Source organism: Hymenobacter lapidiphilus (assembly GCF_003417065.2).
Classification (GTDB): Bacteria; Bacteroidota; Bacteroidia; order Cytophagales; family Hymenobacteraceae; genus Hymenobacter.
Genome location: NZ_QVLT01000013.1, coordinates 1 through 19,301 on the forward strand (window position 1 = coordinate 1; position 19,301 = coordinate 19,301).

At 58.9% G+C, this 19,301-nt stretch carries 20 protein-coding genes and 2 tRNA genes; 14 read left to right on the top strand and 8 right to left on the bottom strand.

Annotated elements, in window-relative coordinates:
* The 6 genes from D0N36_RS09430 to D0N36_RS09455 form a co-directional block, all read left to right on the top strand.
* Positions 1 to 233: hypothetical protein (locus D0N36_RS09430; protein ID WP_190242598.1), on the top strand; the 233-nt coding region annotated here is incomplete at its 5' end.
* 6 nt (positions 234 to 239) lie between these two features.
* Positions 240 to 506, top strand: coding sequence for a hypothetical protein (locus tag D0N36_RS09435; RefSeq protein ID WP_116941148.1), 267 nt, complete (start codon positions 240 to 242; stop codon positions 504 to 506).
* A complete protein-coding gene (locus D0N36_RS09440; protein WP_116941149.1) occupies positions 503 to 955 on the top strand; it encodes an N-acetylmuramoyl-L-alanine amidase in 453 nt (150 codons plus the stop codon). Before D0N36_RS09435 ends, D0N36_RS09440 begins: the two co-directional genes overlap by 4 nt.
* 27 nt (positions 956 to 982) lie before the next feature.
* Entirely contained in the window at positions 983 to 1,300 is a 318-nt protein-coding gene (locus D0N36_RS09445; protein WP_116941150.1) for a hypothetical protein, read from the top strand.
* A gap of 31 nt (positions 1,301 to 1,331) precedes the next feature.
* Positions 1,332 to 2,015, top strand: coding sequence for a hypothetical protein (locus D0N36_RS09450; RefSeq protein ID WP_147320818.1), 684 nt, complete (start codon positions 1,332 to 1,334; stop codon positions 2,013 to 2,015).
* The gene (locus tag D0N36_RS09455; protein WP_116941152.1) at positions 2,016 to 2,261 is read left to right on the top strand and encodes a hypothetical protein; all 246 of its coding nucleotides are present in this window, start codon (positions 2,016 to 2,018) and stop codon (positions 2,259 to 2,261) included.
* A gap of 110 nt (positions 2,262 to 2,371) precedes the next feature.
* Here D0N36_RS09455 and D0N36_RS09460 read toward each other — a convergent pair whose 3' ends face one another.
* The 6 genes from D0N36_RS09460 to mltG all read right to left on the bottom strand — a co-directional run bounded on the left by D0N36_RS09460 (position 2,372) and on the right by mltG (position 7,050).
* Positions 2,372 to 3,670 (bottom strand): site-specific integrase, encoded by a 1,299-nt coding sequence (locus D0N36_RS09460; protein ID WP_116941153.1) that lies wholly within the window; start codon positions 3,668 to 3,670, stop codon positions 2,372 to 2,374.
* A gap of 227 nt (positions 3,671 to 3,897) precedes the next feature.
* Positions 3,898 to 3,982: transfer RNA gene (locus D0N36_RS09465), tRNA-Ser, on the bottom strand.
* A 113-nt stretch (positions 3,983 to 4,095) separates the two neighbouring features.
* Positions 4,096 to 4,182: transfer RNA gene (locus D0N36_RS09470), tRNA-Ser, on the bottom strand.
* Between the two features lie 108 nt (positions 4,183 to 4,290).
* The gene (locus D0N36_RS09475; protein ID WP_116941154.1) at positions 4,291 to 5,280 is read right to left on the bottom strand and encodes a YihY/virulence factor BrkB family protein; all 990 of its coding nucleotides are present in this window, start codon (positions 5,278 to 5,280) and stop codon (positions 4,291 to 4,293) included.
* 112 nt (positions 5,281 to 5,392) lie between these two features.
* The gene (locus D0N36_RS09480; protein WP_116941155.1) at positions 5,393 to 5,878 is read right to left on the bottom strand and encodes an acyl-CoA thioesterase; all 486 of its coding nucleotides are present in this window, start codon (positions 5,876 to 5,878) and stop codon (positions 5,393 to 5,395) included.
* A gap of 92 nt (positions 5,879 to 5,970) precedes the next feature.
* On the bottom strand, positions 5,971 to 7,050 hold the full coding sequence (gene mltG, locus D0N36_RS09485) for an endolytic transglycosylase MltG (RefSeq protein ID WP_116941156.1): 1,080 nt from the start codon (positions 7,048 to 7,050) through the stop codon (positions 5,971 to 5,973).
* Between the two features lie 133 nt (positions 7,051 to 7,183).
* Between mltG and D0N36_RS09490 the strand changes: the two genes are divergently transcribed.
* Both D0N36_RS09490 and D0N36_RS09495 read left to right on the top strand, forming a co-directional pair.
* Positions 7,184 to 8,164, top strand: coding sequence for a T9SS type A sorting domain-containing protein (locus tag D0N36_RS09490; protein ID WP_116941157.1), 981 nt, complete (start codon positions 7,184 to 7,186; stop codon positions 8,162 to 8,164).
* Between the two features lie 268 nt (positions 8,165 to 8,432).
* Positions 8,433 to 9,065, top strand: coding sequence for an L-threonylcarbamoyladenylate synthase (locus D0N36_RS09495; RefSeq protein WP_116941158.1), 633 nt, complete (start codon positions 8,433 to 8,435; stop codon positions 9,063 to 9,065).
* A 108-nt stretch (positions 9,066 to 9,173) separates the two neighbouring features.
* Here the strand turns inward: D0N36_RS09495 and D0N36_RS09500 are convergent, their stop codons facing one another.
* Positions 9,174 to 10,088, bottom strand: coding sequence for a lysophospholipid acyltransferase family protein (locus D0N36_RS09500; RefSeq protein WP_242478861.1), 915 nt, complete (start codon positions 10,086 to 10,088; stop codon positions 9,174 to 9,176).
* Entirely contained in the window at positions 10,085 to 10,969 is an 885-nt protein-coding gene (locus D0N36_RS09505) for a hypothetical protein (protein WP_116941159.1), read from the bottom strand. Before D0N36_RS09505 ends, D0N36_RS09500 begins: the two co-directional genes overlap by 4 nt.
* A 233-nt stretch (positions 10,970 to 11,202) precedes the next feature.
* Here D0N36_RS09505 and D0N36_RS09510 point away from each other — a divergent pair, with 233 nt between their 5' ends.
* From D0N36_RS09510 to D0N36_RS09535, 6 genes are all read left to right on the top strand, one after another.
* Positions 11,203 to 11,862 carry a WbqC family protein gene (locus D0N36_RS09510; RefSeq protein ID WP_116941160.1) on the top strand — a complete coding sequence of 220 codons (660 nt, stop codon included), beginning with the start codon at positions 11,203 to 11,205 and terminating at the stop codon, positions 11,860 to 11,862.
* 119 nt (positions 11,863 to 11,981) lie between these two features.
* Positions 11,982 to 14,615, top strand: coding sequence for an ATP-dependent Clp protease ATP-binding subunit (locus D0N36_RS09515; protein WP_116941161.1), 2,634 nt, complete (start codon positions 11,982 to 11,984; stop codon positions 14,613 to 14,615).
* A gap of 668 nt (positions 14,616 to 15,283) precedes the next feature.
* The gene (locus D0N36_RS09520) at positions 15,284 to 16,852 is read left to right on the top strand and encodes an acyl-CoA carboxylase subunit beta (protein WP_190242599.1); all 1,569 of its coding nucleotides are present in this window, start codon (positions 15,284 to 15,286) and stop codon (positions 16,850 to 16,852) included.
* Positions 16,853 to 16,873: 21 nt separating this feature from the next.
* The gene (locus D0N36_RS09525) at positions 16,874 to 17,194 is read left to right on the top strand and encodes a hypothetical protein (RefSeq protein WP_147320819.1); all 321 of its coding nucleotides are present in this window, start codon (positions 16,874 to 16,876) and stop codon (positions 17,192 to 17,194) included.
* 19 nt (positions 17,195 to 17,213) lie between these two features.
* Positions 17,214 to 18,284 carry a M42 family metallopeptidase gene (locus D0N36_RS09530; RefSeq protein WP_116941163.1) on the top strand — a complete coding sequence of 357 codons (1,071 nt, stop codon included), beginning with the start codon at positions 17,214 to 17,216 and terminating at the stop codon, positions 18,282 to 18,284.
* A 180-nt stretch (positions 18,285 to 18,464) separates the two neighbouring features.
* Positions 18,465 to 19,274, top strand: coding sequence for a helical backbone metal receptor (locus D0N36_RS09535; protein WP_116941164.1), 810 nt, complete (start codon positions 18,465 to 18,467; stop codon positions 19,272 to 19,274).
* Positions 19,275 to 19,301: the final 27 nt, after the last annotated feature.

Sequence of the window (19,301 nt, forward strand, 5' to 3'; positions counted from 1 at the left end):
GCGACGACTGGAAGGCCAACAAGCTGATGGCCGAACGCGGCTACCAGAGTGCGCTGGCCGTGTTCGTGCGCCGGCCCGGGGGCGTCATTGGCCTGTACGTGCTGAGCTGGCGGGAAATGGAGCTGGTACGGGCTGACCAGACACCCGACCCCGACGTGCCGGTGCGCCCGCTGGATGGGGTGCTGGAGCAGCGCCTGAATCTATACGCCACCGAGCTAAGCTACCTGATGTAACGGCCTATGTTCTCCTTCAAAAACTTCTACAAGTCCGCTACCGCTACCGTGCAGCGCGCGGCCGCCCTGCTCAAAATAGGCGGGGGCGCCCTCTCTACCGCATCCGCTTCGGAGCTGGTACCGGCGCGCTACAAGCTGCTGGCCTTTCTCTGCGGGCTGGTGGTGTGCGCGGTTGCCGAGGGACTGGAAAAGCTCAGCGCCGCCCCGCCACCGGCGTCCGGCCCGGATCCGGCCACTGATTCAACCATGTCACCTCAAGCCCCCGTCGAATGAGAAAGATCAAATACCTCGTCGTTCACTGTACTGCCGGCCACGCTACGCAGTCGCTAGATAGTATCAAGGCCTGGTGGAAAACCCCACCGTCGAAAGGCGGGCCGGGCTTTGGCAGCACGCCCGGTTACCACATCCTGATTGCCGCTGACGGCACCAGTCACCGGCTGCGGGAAGATGCCAGAGGCACCTACGGCGTCGGCGGGCACAACCACCACAGCCTGCACGTGTGCTGGATTGGCGGCCTGAACGGCAAGGACGGCCGAACCACGCAGCAGAAATCAGAGCTGTTGCGCGTACTGCGTCGCTGGAAAGAGGCCCACCCCGACGCGCAAATCGTGGGCCACCGCGACCTGAGTCCGGATAAAAACCAGGATGGCGTCATCACCTCCAACGAGTGGCTGAAGACCTGTCCGAATTTCGACGCCAAGACCGACTACGCCTGCCTGTAACTCACCTCACTTCATTCCATACCTGCCATGAAATCGTTCTTCTCTGTTCAAGTGCTGCTGTTCCTGGCCTGGGTGGCCATCACCACGGCCGTGTTCTACGCCGCCATTCACTTCGGTTTCAGCCGGGGGTGGATATTCGTTCCCCTCGTAGGCGGGCTGGCCTACCTGCTCTGGCCTGCCAAGCGCAAGCCGCTAGTTGCCGTGCTGGCCCTGTTACTGCTGGCCAGCGCTGCCAGCTGCACCCGCGCCACCGTGGCCGATGCGCCCACGCGCACCTACACCGACGCGGAAGGCTTCGAGATACCGGTGCAAACTACCGCCGATTCAGTTCGCGCCCGATGGTAGCTACCTATCTTCCCGGCGCGCTGGCCTTATTGTGCGTGCTACTGAGCACCTTCTTATTGGCCGATATCGGGGCCGGCTCCGGAGCGACGAAATCCGCCGTGGTGAAGATGTGAGCCACCTGTGGGAAGCCCGCACCCGGGCTGCGGCCATCGGCGGCTGCGTGCTGAGCGCCTACGTGATGCTGCTCTTCTACAAGATTCGGCTCACCGACTGGCATTGTTACCTGGTGCTGGCCCCGGTGGCCGCGGCTGGAGCCTGCCTCTGTCTATTCGGGCTGCGCTTCGATATCCGGCTCAATCTTCGCCGCCTACTCGATAGGTTCTACCTGGGCACCGACCCCGAAACGGCGGCTACCGACAGGGCGCTGACGGCACGCGGCATGAGTGGCCGCACCTTCGCCCGGCTGAAGCTACTGGGCACAGTGGTGGGTGCCGTACTGGCTGTGGTGCTGAGCGGGTGCAAGGTCAGCCAGCCCGAACGGCCGGCACCAAATGTGGCAAGCTCCGGCCAAAATGTAGCAAGCTCGGGGCAAAATGTGGTAAGCTCCGACCGAAATGCGGTAAGCTCCCATGGCTTACCTTATAAGCTAACCCCACCCGCGCCCGACGCCCCGGCCAAGCAACACCGGCAGTACCGCCGTAACCTCAGAGCCCAGCCCCGCACCGTGCCGCTGGTGCAGGGCCGCGCCGCCGTGAATGCCCCGGCCGCTACGTAGGTGGCCACCAGCTACAAGAACGAGGCCCCCGTAACGCTGGCCACTGACAGCGCCGTGGTCAACGTAGCCACGGCCGCCAAGAACGGCCAGGCGGCAGCCGGGCCGGGCATCGTGCAGACGCGCACCGACGCCCCGAAGCCCAGCATCTGGCAACGGGTGCTAAGCTACTGGCCCTGGTTGGTTGGTGCCGGGCTGGTGTGGTTCTTCTGGCCGCCTATCCTGGCGTTGCTACGGCGGCTGGTGTAGCTACTTGGCCAAAAATAAAAGCAACACGAAAGAAAGACGAAAGAAAAGCCCCGTCCGGTATCGGTGCGGGGCTTTTTGGAGGCACTGGTGACGAAACAACACGAAAGAAATCACGAGAATATCCCCCAGTCCGCTGCACTCCCATCGGTGCCCGTAGCCAGGTAGTCATTGAACTCCGAGAGAAACGGCCGCGCCACGGCCCCGCTCACCCCCATCGTGGCCATGCCTAGCGCCCGCCCCATTTCGGTGGTAATCGTATCGGCCAAAACGTGCGCGTAATATTTCTCGGTAATGCTGATGGACCGATGGCCCAACACCCGGCTCACGATGGTCATGCTCACCCCGTCCTGCAGCAATATCATGCCGGCCGTCTTACGCCCGACGTGGGTGGTCAGGTGCTTATCGAGGCCCACCAGGTAGGCCACCTGTTTTAAGATGCGGTTGTAGTACTGGTTGCTCGGCACCGGCAGCTGCTGCCCGCCGTAGTTGGCCAGTATCTCGCGCGCCGGCCTCAGTAGCGTAATCATGGCCCGGCTGCCGGTCTTCTGCCGGTCGAGCACCAGCAGCACGCTCCCATCCGGCCGGGGCGCCAGGTGCTCCGAGGCGCGGAAGGCCAGTAGGTCCGCCCACGCCAAACCCGTAAAGCGCTGAAACAGGAACAGGTCGGCCACCTTGCGCAGCGGCTCACTCTGAAACTTATAGAACCAGAGCCGCACCAGCTCCAGCGGGGTCAGGAATACCGGCAGCTCGGGTTGGTCGAACCGAAACTGAAACCCCTCCATCGGATTGGTATCGAGCAGCTCCTGGCGCACGCACCAGCTGAGCACCGACTTAAAGGTCTGGGCCACTTTGAGCGCGTAGTTCTTCTTGCGCTTGCCGGCCCGAAGCCACTGCACGAACTGCTCCACCCGCGCCGCACGTAGCTCCTGGGGCCGCATCTCACTCAGCCCTTGTTCAGCCAGCCACTTTTCGAGCAGATTAAGACGCACCTTATCCGCCTCGATAGAAGCGGCTGGCAGCTGGCCAGCCTCGACTAACTCCTCGCGCTGTTTGATGTAGAGGCCGAACACGCTCAGCAGCGACTGCGTGCGGGCCTGCGGCTTCTGGTAGCAGGCCACCACCCGCTCGGGCGTGATGTAGGTACCCTCGCGTTCTAAGATATTGAAGGCCTCGCGCAAGCCATCGGCCAGCTGCTGGAGCTGCTGGTTGGAAATCCTAGCCTCATCGGAGCGGCCCTTCACTTTTTGGGTTTGGGCATCCCATTCCAGTTTATGCACCCGGACGCTGGTGGCGAAGTTGTAGTCTACCTTATCGACCGTGACGCGGCAGTAGACGGTACCGGGGCGCTCCAGGGCGCGCGTGTTTTTCCGAAACCAGAACAGGACACTCATGTAGTGGCGTAAGAGCATAGGCGTTATAGGCTAAGTAATTTAGCATCAATAACGGCTAATATTGCTAGTTTGGTTGGGATCGGTTACACGAAAAGCGGGTGTGTAACCCCAAGTAGTTTCGGGCGGGCAAATGGGCGACCGGCTTCTTTGGGCCTCTGCTGGCTGTAAGGCGCTGAGGGGCAACAAAAAAGCCCACCGATTTGCATCGGTGGGCTGCTTTCTATCGGGCCTTTGGGGCCATGTTGCAGAGGAGGAGGGATTCGAACCCCCGGAGGTGTAACCCTCAACGGTTTTCAAGACCGTCGCAATCGACCACTCTGCCACTCCTCTAAAAAACAACTGAAAACCAAAAGTGAAGAACTAAAAATATCGTGTCGGAGGCTGCATAAGCACTTACTCCGGAATTTTTAATTCTTCACTTTCAATTTCTACCTTCAAAAAAGCAGAGAAGGGGGGATTCGAACCCCCGATACCGTTGCCGGTATAACGGTTTTCGAAACCGTCGCATTCGACCACTCTGCCACCTCTCTGTAAAGGCCCAAATATGGTGGTTTGGGATGGCAAAAGTAAAGACGATTTGGAAATGAACAAGGTGTAGCGCGAAATTTTTCTTTCAGCGGGCCCTACTCAACTCACAATCAAGCCTTAATTGTTTTGGTATCCGGCCGGCGACGGCGCGAAAAAAAGCCCGGTCGGCTGACGCCCCCCGTTACGGCATCAATGCTCACGTTCACCTCGAAGCCCAGAATCAGGGTCATGCACACGAAATCGAGCCACACCATAAAGCCCACGAGCGTACCCACCGAGCCGTAGAAATGATTATAGCTGTCGAAAATTTTGACGTAGAGGATAAACAGAAACGACACCAGGAAAATGAGCAGCGTGGCAACAATGGCCCCCACCGACACGAACGGCCATTTGTCGTGCACCGGCGGCACATAGTAGTAAATCAGGCTGGTTGTCAGCAAGAACAGAAACACCACCGAGCCGTAGCGTAGCACGGCCGTCATCTGGTCGTTGAGCGCCTCGGGCACAATTTCCTTATATACCAGTGTATCAATGATGTAGGTGCCAAAAAAAATACCCGTAACGGCCACCAGCAGCACCGCCGCCAGCACTATTGTAAGCAGGGTGGCAATTACGCGCTTACGGATGTAGGTGCGCTTCTTGAAGCTGGGGTACTTCTTTTCGAAGGCGTCGAGCAAGGCCATAAGGCCATTGGAACTGAGCACCAGGGCCGTGGCGAAGCCGAATGAGAGCAGGCCGCCTTGCTGAATGGTTACCACATCCTCAATGGTACCCGAAACGGCCTGGTACATCTCCTTCGGAATCAGGTCGGAAAGAAACTGCAGAATGTCTTCGTCGAGGTGGGGTACCGGAATCCAGGGGATGAGCGTGAACAGAAAAATGATGGTGGGAAAGATGGCGATGGTGAAGTTGAAGGCCATGTAGCTGGCCCGCTTGGCAATGCCATCCAGCTTGATTTCCTGCAGCAGCTGCACCACCACGTCGTAGACCGAAGCACGGCCGCGGGCAAACCGCAGCCGCTTCAGCCACACAATGAAGCGGCGGTACGAGCGGCGGCGCTGCACATCGGGCAAATGATACCGGCGCACGGGAGACCTCATGGGCAGAAAAAGGCGGTGATAGATGAGAAAGTTAGGGAAAATCGGCTGTCCTCCCCTTTCCGGCATACTGCGCTTTGTACAAGGAGCTCAGAGTAGCAAACGGGCGCTCACTTCAGCTCAGAAATGCGGCCGGTGCCGGTGCGTCGGTGGGAGCTTCGGAGGGTGTAAGCGGGCCGGCGGTTTCGTCGTCGGAGAAATAAGGGGCCAGCCTGGCGGCGATATCGGCCGGAATGGGCACGGGGCGGCCGGTGGCCATGCTCGCGAATACCATCAGCGTGTGCCCTTCGGTCAGCAATACCTGGGCCTCGTTATAAATTTCGTACTCGAACAGAATCCGCGTACCCTCGGGCGGCTGGCGCAACAGCAGGCGCACAGTCAGCAGGTCGTCGTAGCGGGCGGGGCGGCGGAAGCGGGTCCGGATTTCGCCTACCGGCATGCCCACCCCCTCGGCCTCCAGGGCTTTGTAGCTGATGCCCAGCTGCCGGAAGGCCTCGGTGCGACACACTTCGAAATAGGCCGCGTAGTTACCATGGTACACGTAGCCCATCTGGTCGGTTTCGGCGTACCGTACGCGGATGTGGGTGTCGGAAGAGTACATATTTGGTTGTCATTTGGTAATTCTCAGTTGATAGTCTGTTCCAATAGCCACGGCCATAACAACCTGACAACTAGCAACTGACAACTGGTAGCTTATTTCATAATGCCGGCGCGGCTGAGGGCAGCCTGGTAGCGGCGGGCGTTTAGCAAGTGCTCCTGCTCGTTGCGGGCGAAGGCGTGGTAGCCGCTGAAGTCTTCCTTGGCGCAGAAATACAGGTAGCTGTGCTCCTCGGGGTTGAGCACGGCATCGATGCTGGCAATGCTGGGCAGGTTGATGGGGCCGGGCGGCAGGCCCCCGTACTTGTAGGTATTGTAGGGCGAATCCTTGACCAGATGCTTATTGAGCACGCGCTTAATGGTGAAATCCTGGTTGGCAAACACCACCGTGGGGTCGGCCTGCAGCTTCATACCACGCTTGAGACGGTTAAGGTACACGCCTGCGACCCGGGGCCGCTCGTCGGCGTGCTGCTGCTGCTCGGCCTCCACAATGGAGGCCAGGACGCTCACTTCAGACCGGCTCAGGCCCAGCGCCTGGCGCTTGGCGTCGCGGGTCGGGGTCCAGAACTTTTCGTGCTCCTTCTTCATGCGCTGCATGAGGTTTTCGGCCGAGGTATTCCAGGCCAGGTCGTAGGTATTCGGAATGAACATGGTGAGAATGCTCAGCGTGTCCAAGCCCAGACTTTTAGTGTAGGCCGGCGAGCTGAGCAGCGAGTCGAAGCGGGCGGAGGGGGCATCGATGGCTTCGCCCAGCCGGCGGGCAAGGTCCTGGCGCAGGCGCAGGCTCTGGAAGGTGAGGCGCAGCGGCAGGCGGTTGCGGCCAGTGCGCAGGTCGCCGATGAGCTGGCGGTTGGTGTAGCCGTCTTTAAGCTCGTAGCGGCCGGGCTTTACCAGTTGGTCGTACTTCATCAGCCGGGCCACAAAGCGCAGGCTCAGCCGGTCGATTACCACACCGCGGGCCTCAATCGAGTCGAGCACCTGCCGGCTGGTGTAGCCGGGGCGCACCGTTACATAAGTGGGCCGGCCCTTGGTTTCAATATTGGCCTCGAAGAAAACCTGGTAGAAATAATAGGAAAAAGTGATGAGAATGAGGCCGAAGAAACCGGTCAGGTAAGCAAAACGCTGGCGTCGGCGGTCAGCGGCGGCTTTATACTCTTCAATGCGGGAGGTAGCCATGTAGCGAAACGGGGATTAAATCAATGGTAACATATCCGGGGCCGTTTACGTGTTGCAACCTACGCCTCGAAACTGATACCTTTAGGATTCAAAAGTACGCGTTCTGTTTCTTCACCCTTCAATTTATTGTCCCATGCAACACACTTACACTTCCTCTACCCGGTTCCGCTCGCTTCTGGGCCTGGCACTGGGTCTGGCTGCTACCGCCGCCACTGCTCAAACCGTTACGCCCGTTAGCTTCAACGGCACGGCGCCCTACACCCAGAACTTCGACGTTATGGGCCCGAACGGCGTTGCTTACCCTGCCGGCTGGGGTGCCGTACGCCTTAGCGGCACCGGTGCCGCCAATACGCCCCTCGACCTCACTACCACCACGGGCGACGCCGTTTCGGGTGGTGTATACAACGTAGGTGCCGCCAACGACCCCGACCGGGCATTCGGCTCTATTGCTTCCGGCAGCACGGTACCCGCGTTCGGCGCCGCCTTCACCAACAGCAGCAGCGCAACTATCAGCAGCCTCACGCTTGCTTTCCGCACCGAGCAGTGGAAGTCGGGCTCGAACGTTGACGTTGTTGAAGTACTGGCATTCGAGTATAGCCTCGACGCGACCAACCTGTTCACCGGAACCTGGACGGCCGTGCCCGCCCTTAACGTAGTGGAAGTGGCCAATGCCAACATCTCGGGCACTCCGCTCGATGGCAATCTGGCGGCCAACTCGGCCAACGTAACAGCCGGCATTACGGGCCTGAGCTGGGCTGCCGGCAAAACCATGTGGATCCGCTACAAGGACGCCAACGACTTTGGAACCGATGCGCTGCTGGCCATCGACAACTTCTCGCTGCGCAGCGGAACGGCTACCGGCGTGAGCTCGGCCAAACTGACCGGCAACGTACTGGTGTACCCTAACCCTGCTACCGACCAGCTTACGATTCGGGTGGCCGGCCGCGCTACCAAGGCAGCCGTAACGGTAACCGACCTGCTGGGCCGCACCGTGCTCAAGGGCACGGCCGACGCCGCTGGCAACTTCAGCCTGCGTAGCCTGCCAGCCGGCAACTACGTGGTACTGGTGCAGGATGGCGAAACCCTGACCTCGCACAAAGTAAGCAAGCAGTAAAGCGTTTACCTGTTGCCGTATAGCTCCGTATCCAGCCGGATGCCGGCAATAGGCCACTGCTGACTGATTTTCAAAAACGAGCCCCGGCCCAACAGCCGGGGTTCGTTGGCTTTGTAAGGGAGTACTATTTGGCAGCCAGACAACAAAACCCCTGCTTTTACCGAAAACAGTAGCACCTTACCGCCTTGGCTGTTACCTTGGCAAGTCCATCTGGCCGGTTAGCCAAACCGGCTCCGCTGCTCATTTTTCATTCCCTTACACTCTGCCTATGTCTGCCACGCTGCTCCGCATCCATCCCGACAATCCGCCCATCAGCCGTATTCAGCAGGCGGTGGAAGTCATCCGCAAGGGGGGCGTTATCATTTACCCCACCGACACGGTGTATGGCATTGGGTGCGACATTCATAATGCCAAAGCAGTAGAAAGGGTGTGCCGCATTAAGGGGCTAAACCCCGATAAAGCAAACCTCAGCTTTATCTGTCACGACTTATCCCACATCAGCGACTACGCCCACGGCATCACCACGCCCATCTACAAGGTGCTGAAGCGGGCCCTGCCAGGGCCATTTACTTTCCTGTTCGAGGCCAGCTCAAAAGCACCCCGACATGGCGGCCGGCAGCGCAAAACCGTGGGCATCCGCATACCCGACAACCCCATCATTCTGCAGCTGGTGCGGGAGTTGGGTAATCCGATTATGAGTACTTCGGTGCGCGAAGACGAGAACACGCTGGACGAATACGTTACCGACCCCGATTTGATCTATGAGAAATACCGCTCTATGGTAGACCTCGTTATTGATGGCGGTTTTGGCAACAACATCCCCAGCACCATCATCGACTGCACCAATGATGACTTCGAGTTGATTCGGCAGGGCGCCGGCGACATCGAACAGTATCTGTAGATAATATAGGGGTAAGAGCAGAAAAGCGAGCGGGGAGACTTTTGTGCTGATGGCACCCTGAAAAGCAGGGCCGTCAGTACGAAAGTCTCCCCGCTTACTTCTCTGTCCTTATTTCTGAATTCGTTTGTGCTTCCAGCGCCGATGGCTCCAGAGGTAGTCGGAAGGGCTGGCTTGAATGTCGCGTTCCAGCAGGCGGGCAAAGGCCTCGGTAAGCTGGTGCTCCTCGGGCGGTAGCGTGGTCTGGCCGTTGTGCAGCTCGGTAAGGATGATGCGGTAATAACCGCGCCGGACGCGCCGAATGGTTACATACACGGCCGCGCAGCCAAACTGGGCCGCCAGCTTGTCGGCGCCGGTGTAAAAGGGCGTGTCCTGATGCAGGAAGTTCGTCCAGTAGGGCTGGTCTTCGGGGCCGGCGGCCTGGTCGGAGAGCATGCTGAGGGCGCGGCCCTGGCCCCGGTGGCGCAGCAAATCGCGCAGCGTGCTTTTCATTGGCAGCAGTTTCGGCCCCAATCGGGTGCGCAGCTTCAGCAGGAAGGCCTCGAAGAAGGGGTTCATCAGCGGCTTGTACACGCCCGTCACCCGTCCCGGAAACAGTACTGCCCCCGAGGGCAGAATCCACTCCCAGTTGCCGGTATGCGAGCCAAGCGTGAGCACCTGCCTGTTTTCGGCGAAAAGCCGCTCCAGCACCTCCGGGTTCTCAATCAGCACCCGCTCCCGCATCTCGGCCGCCGAAAGCGTACGCAGCTTCAGAATTTCGACCATAACCTGGGCAAAATGCCAGTAGAAGCCCTTCGCTATCTGGTCGATTTGCGGGCCAGACTTTTCGGGGAATGAGTTACGCAGGTTTTCCAGCACCACCCGCCGCCGATAGCGCAGGCCGTAGGCCATCAGCCAGTACAGCAGCCGGGCAACACCATGGAGCACCGCCAGCGGCAGGCTCGACAGGCCTACCAGGAGCCAGTTGAGGGGCTGGAAATACCAGGGATAAGCGGGAAAAACGGTCGGACTTACTGGGGCGCTCATCGGGGCATAGTAGCCCCGGCGGGGGCGTAATCGGTGGGGTTGCGTTGCACAGAGGCAGTTTGGGTACTCAGAACGCGGTTTTTGGCATCCCGCACTTCCAGCGTGAGGCTGTAGCTGCCGGCCGGCACCTTGCTCAGGTCCAGCTCGCCGGTGAGTACTGTGGGGCGGCCCTCGGCGCCCTGGGCCAGCCCTTTGCCGCTGGCCACGCTGGTTTTGCCAAACGCCGGCCGTAGGCGGTAAAGCACTACCAGCGGCTGGCCCGCCGTGGCGTTGTACAGCTCGGCGTAAAAAAACAGCTTTTCCTGGCCGCGGGCATACAGGCCGCCGGGGGCCCGGGTCAGGCTCAGGCCCTGGCGGATGAAGTTATTGGCCTCGATGCCCGACCGGCTGGCGGGCCGGGCCAGCAGCACCAGAGTACTAAGCTGAGGTTTGGTGGCCTCGAACTCCACTATCAGCGGCTGCTCCACGATAACCGTCGAGGCGGCCCGGTTCTGGTCGCGCAGCTGGCCCCGCAGGGTGTAGCGGCCGGCCGGCAGCAACAGGCGTTTCTGGAAGCTGACAGGATTTTTGATGGCCGCCGTCGTGTCGCGCAGCACCGGGGGCTTCAGCGTAATGGTTTCTTGGTAAGCAGCCGTGCCATCGGGCCGGATGGCTTCGAGCGTAACTAGGGCGGCGGCCTGAAATACTTTCGGCGCGCGCCGCTTATAAGTTAGGTGCTGGCCCGAAACGGTGGCGTACACCTCCACCACACCGCCCTTCACCGCCACATCATCGTTGCGGAAGCTGGCCGCGTCGAGCAGCAGCTGGGCGGCGGCCGGGGCGGCAGCCATGGCCGACAGCAGAAGCAGCAGCGGCAGAAGAAGGCGGAGGCGAACGGGCATTATGTCAGTTTGGCGGTACGGACAGCAGAGTTGGCAGTGGGTTTGCAACGGGCCGCCACAGGTATCGGTAGCAAAATTGCGACTTTTCTAGCGGTGTATCAGGAGCGCGACCAACTACCGTTCAACGACGAGACGCAAAATATTGCGTCTCGTCGTTGAACGGTTATGCCGAATGCTCAACAGCAGCAACACCAAGAAGCAAAATATTGCTTCTCCACGCCGTTCTTTCGCTAATGCCCGACATTCTTTTCGAAACCCAGTACCACCCACCCATTGCCTTTTTTGCTGCGCTGGCCGGGGCCGATGCGCTGTGGCTGGAGGCCCACGACCATTACCGCAAGCAAACCTACCGCAACCGCTGCCTCATCCTCACGGCCCAGGGCGTAAAACCGCTTTCGGTGCCCGTTATCGATGGCAACCGCAGCGAGAAGGTCCTCAGCTCGCTTATAAAAATTGACTACCGCCAGAACTGGCGACACCAGCATCTGCATACGCTGCAAACCGCCTATGGCGGCACGCCGTATTTCGAGTACTACATCGATTACCTGCGCGACATGTACCAGCAAAAGCCGGCCCGCCTCTTCGACCTGAATCTGGCGCTGTTACGCTTCTACTGCCGCTGCCTCCGCTTGCCCCTGCCTATTCACCTCACCACCGAATACCAGTCCCCCGCAACCGACGGAGGACTGCTGCCAGCTCCCGGGTTCCCCTCCTCCTCCCCGCTCGATTTGCGCGACACTCTCTCGCCCAAACACTCCGTAGCGGCCGCCGGACCTGACAGAGCGTCGGTACCGGCTTACGGGCAGCATTTTGGTAAAGATTTTGCACCCGGACTCAGCATCTTAGACCTGCTCTTTATGCAGGGTCCGGCCGCCGGCAGTTTTCTTGCGTAGTGCCTACCAGTGCCCGAACCAACGCCCGACTCAAGCTGTTTCAGTTTACATCGGCCAAATCTGCTCTGTGAACCATTTTTATTGGGCAGCAATCCGTTTTTCTTTTCTACCTTATCTGCATGGAAGCTAAATTCTCAAACAGAGTCAAGGAGGTCATCTCCCTGAGCCGGGAAGAGGCCATCCGGCTGGGGCACGACTATATCGGGACCGAACACCTGCTGCTGGGCATGATCCGCGAAGGGGAAGGTACTGCTTTGGGCTTGCTCAAAAAGCTGGGCGTGTCCATCGATGAGCTCAAGTATGCGCTCGAGCAGGCCACCCGCAACACGGCCACTCAGGGCACCAGCATTACCGGCTCTATTCCCCTGACCAAACAGACCGAAAAGGTCCTCAAGATTACCTATCTGGAGGCCAAAATCTTCAAGAGCGAAATTATCGGCACCGAGCACCTGCTCCTCTCGATTCTGCGCGATGAAGACAATATTTCGTCCCAAATTCTGAGCAAATTCAACGTGAACTACGAATCTGTGCGCGACTCGCTCGACTACCACGGTAACACGGCGAACAACCCAACCTCCGGCCCTGAGGCCGACGACGACGACAACGACCGCCTCTTCGGGGGTGGCGGAGCCGGCCGCGGCGCTGCGGGCGCAACGCCCAAAAAGGGCAACGACAAGTCGCGCACCCCGGTGCTCGACAACTTCGGCCGCGACCTGACCAAGATGGCCGAGGACGACAAGCTCGACCCTATTGTGGGCCGCGAGAAGGAAATCGAGCGTGTGGCCCAGATTCTGAGCCGCCGCAAGAAGAACAACCCGATTCTCATCGGTGAGCCCGGCGTGGGTAAAACTGCTATTGCCGAGGGCCTGGCCCTGCGCATTGTGCAGAAGAAGGTGTCGCGGGTGCTGTTCGGCAAGCGCGTAGTTACGCTCGACCTCGCTTCGCTGGTGGCCGGTACCAAGTACCGCGGCCAGTTCGAGGAGCGCATGAAGGCTGTGATGAACGAGCTGGAGAAGTCGCCCGACGTGATTCTGTTCATCGACGAGCTACACACGATTGTGGGTGCCGGCGGGGCTTCGGGCTCGCTCGACGCTTCCAACATGTTCAAGCCCGCTTTGTCGCGCGGTGAGATTCAGTGTATCGGTGCTACCACTCTCGACGAGTACCGCCAGTACATTGAGAAGGATGGCGCACTGGCCCGTCGTTTCCAGATGGTGATGGTGGACCCCACCACGCCCGAGGAGACGATTGAAATCCTGAACAACATCAAGGACAAGTACCAGGACCACCACCACGTGGTGTACACCGACAAGGCCATCGAGGCCTGCGTAAAGCTGTCGGACCGCTACATGTCGGACCGTTTCCTGCCCGACAAGGCCATTGACATTCTCGATGAGGCCGGCGCCCGCGTGCACATCAACAACATCGTGGTGCCCGAGGATATTCTCAAGCTTGAAGAGCAGATTGAGAACATCAAAGGCGAGAAAAACCGCGTGGTGAAGAGCCAGAAGTACGAAGAAGCCGCCAAGCTCCGCGATACGGAAAAGAAGCTCATCGACCAGCTCGAAACCGCCAAGAAGGACTGGGAGGAGGACACCAAGAAGAAGCGCTACACCGTGAAGGAGGAGAACGTGGCCGAGGTAATTGCCATGATGACCGGCATCCCCGTTTCGCGTGTCGCTCAGAAGGAAAGTGCCAAGCTACTCAACATGGGTGAGGAGCTTCGCGGCAAGGTGATTGGCCAGGATAAGGCCATTCAGCAGCTCGTGAAAGCCATCCAGCGCACCCGGGTAGGCCTCAAAGACCCCAAGAAGCCAATCGGCTCCTTCGTGTTCCTGGGCCCGACCGGCGTGGGCAAGACCGAGCTGGCCAAGGTGCTGGCTACCTACCTCTTCGACAAGGAAGATTCGCTCGTGCGGATTGATATGTCGGAGTATATGGAGAAGTTCAGCATCTCGCGCCTGGTAGGCGCACCTCCCGGCTACGTGGGCTACGAAGAGGGCGGCCAGCTGACGGAGAAAATCCGCCGCAAGCCGTATTCGGTAATTCTGCTCGACGAAATCGAGAAGGCCCACCCCGACGTGTACAATATCCTGCTGCAGGTGCTGGACGACGGTATTCTCACCGACGGCCTCGGCCGCAAGGTGGACTTCCGCAACACCATCATCATCATGACCTCCAACATCGGAGCGCGTGACTTGCAGGACTTCGGCGCCGGTATCGGTTTCGGTACCAAGTCGCGGCAGGAGAACATGGACGAGTTGACGAAGGGCACCATCACCAATGCCCTGAAGAAGACCTTCTCGCCCGAGTTCCTGAACCGCTTGGACGATGTGGTTATATTCAACTCGCTGGAGAAGTCGGATATCCACAAGATTATCGACATCAGCCTGAGCAAGTTGCTCAACCGCATCCAGACGCTGGGCTACAAGGTGGAGCTGACCGATGCCGCCAAGGACTTTGTGGCCGAGAAGGGCTACGACCCCAAGTACGGCGCGCGTCCGCTCAACCGGGCCATCCAGAAGTATATCGAAGACCCGATTGCCGAGGAAATCCTGAAGGCTGAAATTGCCCAGGGCGACGTTATCACCGCCGACTACACCAAAGGCGCGGAGGAACTCGTTTTTGCGACCAGCAAAGGCGGCGGCGTAGCCATCCCAATGGCCAGCGACGAGCGCCCCGAGGAAGCCCCGGAAGAAGCTCCCGAAGCCTCCGACGACGAGCCCACCGATGCCAAGAGCAAAGGCGAGTAAGTATGTTCGATTTGTAAGCAGAACGGCCGGCTCCCACAGTGGGGGCTGGCCGTTCTACTTATATCATAGCGGTTTCTCGAACTTCATACCTCTATTGCAGAAACATAATAGGTACGCTGTCCACTGAAACGCTATATATTTATTCAACCTATATTCTTTTTGTATGCGTCTAAGATTAATTCTACCATTGCTCGCATTATTAGTAAGCATTGGGTTTATAAAGTGTTCTACTCCAAATTATCCTTACAACCCCAAGCTCATTACTACGCAAAATGAAATCAATTTTTCCTTCACTGCTAATAGAGGCATCAGAGCATCTGATGGGACTGTTTACTTTATTCCCTCCTCTGACGAATCTGCCGTTGCTGCTTACCGCAACAACAAAGTGGTATGGCAAATAAATGCGCCCAGCGAGTGTGGTTCAGACATTTTCGATCAATCCATACGTCACCTTAGAATTACTTCCACCAATTTGGAGGTTGTTTATGGAAAGCATAGCTATTTAACTATTACTCGCAATACGGGCCAAGTTACCTGCAAAGGGAGAGACTAAGATTGCTATGAGAGCAGAAAAGCCGCGCCCGAATCTTGGGCGCGGCTTTTCTGGGCTTGGGCCTTACCTTTGGCTACCTAACACTGGCTACACCATTCGACTATTCCCACCCCGCATGTCCGACCCGCACGCCGACGCCCAAATGAGCCCGCTTGAAGTTCTCGCCCACAAAAATGCCGAAGCCCTGCTCGGCGGTGGCCAAGCCCGCATCGATGCCCAGCACAAAAAGGGCAAGCTCACCGCCCGCGAACGAATCGATTTGCTGTTTGATGAGGGCTCGTTCGAGGAAATCGGCAAGTTCGTGATGCACCGCTCCAAGGACTTTGGCCTCGATAAGGAGTACTACCTCGGCGACGGCGTAGTAACGGGCTACGGCACCGTGCAGGGCCGGCTGGTGTACGCCTTCTCCCAAGATTTCACGGTGTTCGGCGGCTCGCTGAGCGAAACCCACGCCGAGAAAATCGTCAAAATCATGGACCTCGCCATGAAAAACGGCGCCCCCGTTATCGGCCTCAACGACTCGGGCGGAGCGCGCATTCAGGAGGGCGTGGTGAGCCTGGGCGGCTACGCCGATATCTTCTACAAGAATACACTGGCCTCAGGCGTGGTGCCTCAGTTGTCGGCCATTATGGGCCCCTGCGCGGGCGGCGCGGTATATTCGCCCGCCATCACCGACTTCATCCTGATGGTGGAGGACACGAGCTACATGTTCGTGACCGGTCCCAACGTGGTGAAAACCGTGACCCACGAAACCGTCACCAGCGAGGAACTGGGCGGCGCCAGCACCCACTCGGCCAAGAGCGGCGTTACGCACTTTAGCTGCGCCAACGAAGTGGCCTGCATCACCCGGGTGAAGCAGCTGCTGAGCTACATGCCCCAGAACTGCGAGGAAACTGCCCCGATGTCGCCCTACGAGGCCGGCCAGAACGAAAGCCGCCCGGTGCTCGACAACATCATGCCCGAGAACCCCAACCAGCCGTACGACATGCGCGAGGTTATCGAGGGTATTATTGATGCCGACTCGTTTCTAGAAGTCCACCAAAACTTCGGCGAGAACATCGTGGTGGGCTTTGCCCGCCTCGGCGGCCGGAGCATCGGCATCGTGGGCAACCAGCCGGCCGTACTGGCCGGCGTGCTCGACATCAACGCCAGCACCAAAGCCGCCCGGTTCGTGCGTTTCTGCGACTCGTTCAATATTCCGTTGCTGGTGCTGGAAGACGTGCCTGGCTTCCTGCCCGGCACCGACCAGGAGTGGCGCGGCATCATCACCAACGGCGCCAAGCTGCTCTACGCCTTCTGCGAAGCCACCGTGCCGCGCATCACCGTCATCACCCGCAAAGCCTACGGCGGGGCGTATGATGTAATGAACTCCAAGCACATCGGGGCCGACATGAACTACGCCTGGCCCACCGCCGAAATTGCGGTAATGGGCGCCAAGGGTGCGGCCGAAATCATCTTCAAGCGTGAAATAGCCGCTGCCGAAAACCCCGAAGCCAAGCTTCAGGAGAAGGTGGATGAGTACCAGCAGAAGTTCGCCACGCCCTACCGCGCCGCCCACCGCGGCTTTGTGGATGAGGTCATCCTGCCCTCCCAGACCCGCCAGAAGCTCATCCGCGCCTTTAAGATGCTGGAAAACAAGGTGGCCACGCTGCCACGTAAGAAGCACGGCAACATTCCGCTGTAGCATAGCCTACAGAATCGATTTATGAATCCAGCAAGCCCATACATCGCGCCGCTTGTTTTTCTGTCCGGCGGATTGTTCACTTTTCTCTTAGCGCAACTCTTTAAGTCCAAAACTATTCTCGGCCTCATTCCTGATTTTCTGCTGGCAATTTTTCAGCATAAAACAGTAGATGAAAATCCATTTTTACAAGCAATTCCAACCCATATCCGCGCTGTTGGAATTGCAACGATGTTGGGTGCACCCATCTCATTGCTGAGTTTGATAGGGGCCGTGATATTTGTCAATCTCGCTGCTATCATCATACTAATCAAGCTAACAATTATATTTTTCAAGGCACTTTAATAGTGACCATCACTTCGCCATGCGTCAAGAATCGTTCGATTTTCTTCAGAAATACCTCAACAACCCCTCTCCTACCGGCTTTGAGAAGGAGGGCCAGCAGATTTGGCTGGAGTACCTCAAGCCCTACATCGACGAGTACTTCGTGGACACTTACGGCACGGTGGTGGGCGTTATCAACCCTGAGGCCGAGTACAAGGTGGTGATTGAGGCCCACGCCGACGAAATCAGCTACTTCGTCAATTTTATCACCGAATCGGGTTTCCTGTACCTGCGCAAAAACGGCGGCTCCGACCCGCTCGTGGCCCCGAGCAAGCGCGTGAACATCCACACCAAGAAGGGCATCGTGAAAGCGGTGTTCGGCTGGCCCGCCATCCATGTCCGCAAGCCCGACCAGGATAAGGCTCCGACCATCGAAACGGTGTTCCTCGACTGCGGCGCTGCCAGCAAAGAGGAAGTGGAGGAAATGGGCATCCATGTGGGTTCGGTCGTCACGTTTGAGGACGAGTTCATGGTGCTCAACGACAAGTTCTACGTGGGCCGGGCGCTCGACAACCGCATCGGCGGCTTCATGATTGCCGAGGTGGCCCGCCGCCTGAAGGAAGAAGGCAAAAAGCTGCCCTTCGGCCTCTACATCGTCAATGCCGTGCAGGAGGAAATCGGCCTGCGCGGGGCCGAGATGATTGCCCACCGCATCAAGCCCGACGTGGCCATCATTACGGATGTCACGCACGACACCCAGTCGCCGATGTACGAGAAGAAAACCTCGGGTGACCTGTTCTGCGGCAAAGGCCCGGTAATCACCTATGGCCCGGCCGTGCAGAACAACCTGCGCGAGCTCATCATTGAAACTGCCCTGAGTTCCGAAATTCCGTTCCAGCGGGCAGCCGCCACCCGCGCCACCGGCACCGACACCGACGCCTTCGCCTACTCCCACTCCGGCGTAGCGGCGGCCCTGATTTCGCTGCCCCTCAAGTACATGCACACAACAGTAGAGACGGTACATAAGGACGATGTACAGAACGTCATCAACCTGATTTACGAAACCTTGCTCCGCATCGAGGACAAGCACGATTTCCGCTACTTCAGCTAATCACGATGTATAGGCGGGCTTATCCCCGCCGTTGGACGAATCCCGTTTTAACCGTTTAACGGCGGGCGGGGACAAGCCCCGCCCCTACTCCGTTTAGCATTACAAAGGAGCCGTCCGGCGCGGGCGGCTCCTTTTTGTTGTTACGGAAAATACCTGGCTCTTCCCTCATACCTCAGTCCTATGGAATTACCGCTCATCCAGCCCCCGCTAACCGTAACCGACCAGATGGGCCGGCGGGTGGCCGTGCCGTTTCCGCCGCAGCGCATCGTGTCACTGGTACCCTCGCAAACCGAGTTGCTGTTTGATTTAGGGCTGGGCGAGCGGGTGGTGGGCGTGACCAAGTTCTGCGTGCATCCGGCCGGAGCCCGGCAGTTGGCGGCCATCATCGGGGGCACCAAAAACTTCGATTTCGAGAAGATTGCCGCGTTGCGGCCCGACCTCATCATCGGCAACAAGGAGGAAAACTACCAGGAAGGCATCGAGCAACTGGCGGCGCGCCACCCGGTCTGGATGAGCGACATTACTACCTTGGACGAATCGCTCGACATGATTCGGCGGGTGGGCCTGATTACCGGCCGCAAGGAAGCGGGCGACACGCTGGCCGCCGATATAACCGCTTCGTTCGCCGCCCTGCCCCCGCCCGCATCCGAGCCGGTACCGGCCGCCTATTTCATCTGGCGCAAGCCGTATATGGTGGCGGCCGGCGGCACGTTCATTGATGAGATGCTGGCCCGCGCCGGCTTCCGCAACGTGTTCGGCGGCCTGGGCCGCTACCCCGAAATCACGCCCGAGCAGCTGCAGGCCGCCGCGCCCAGCCAGATTCTGCTTTCTTCGGAGCCCTACCCCTTCGCCGACAAGCACGTGGGCGAGTTCCGGCAGCTTTGCCCCGCGGCCCGCATCCGCATCGTCGATGGCGAGCTGTTCAGCTGGTACGGCAGCCGCCTGCGCCTGACGGCCGCTTACCTTAAATCACTGATTTCCGCTGATTAATCGTGATTTCGCTGATTTTTTAATCAG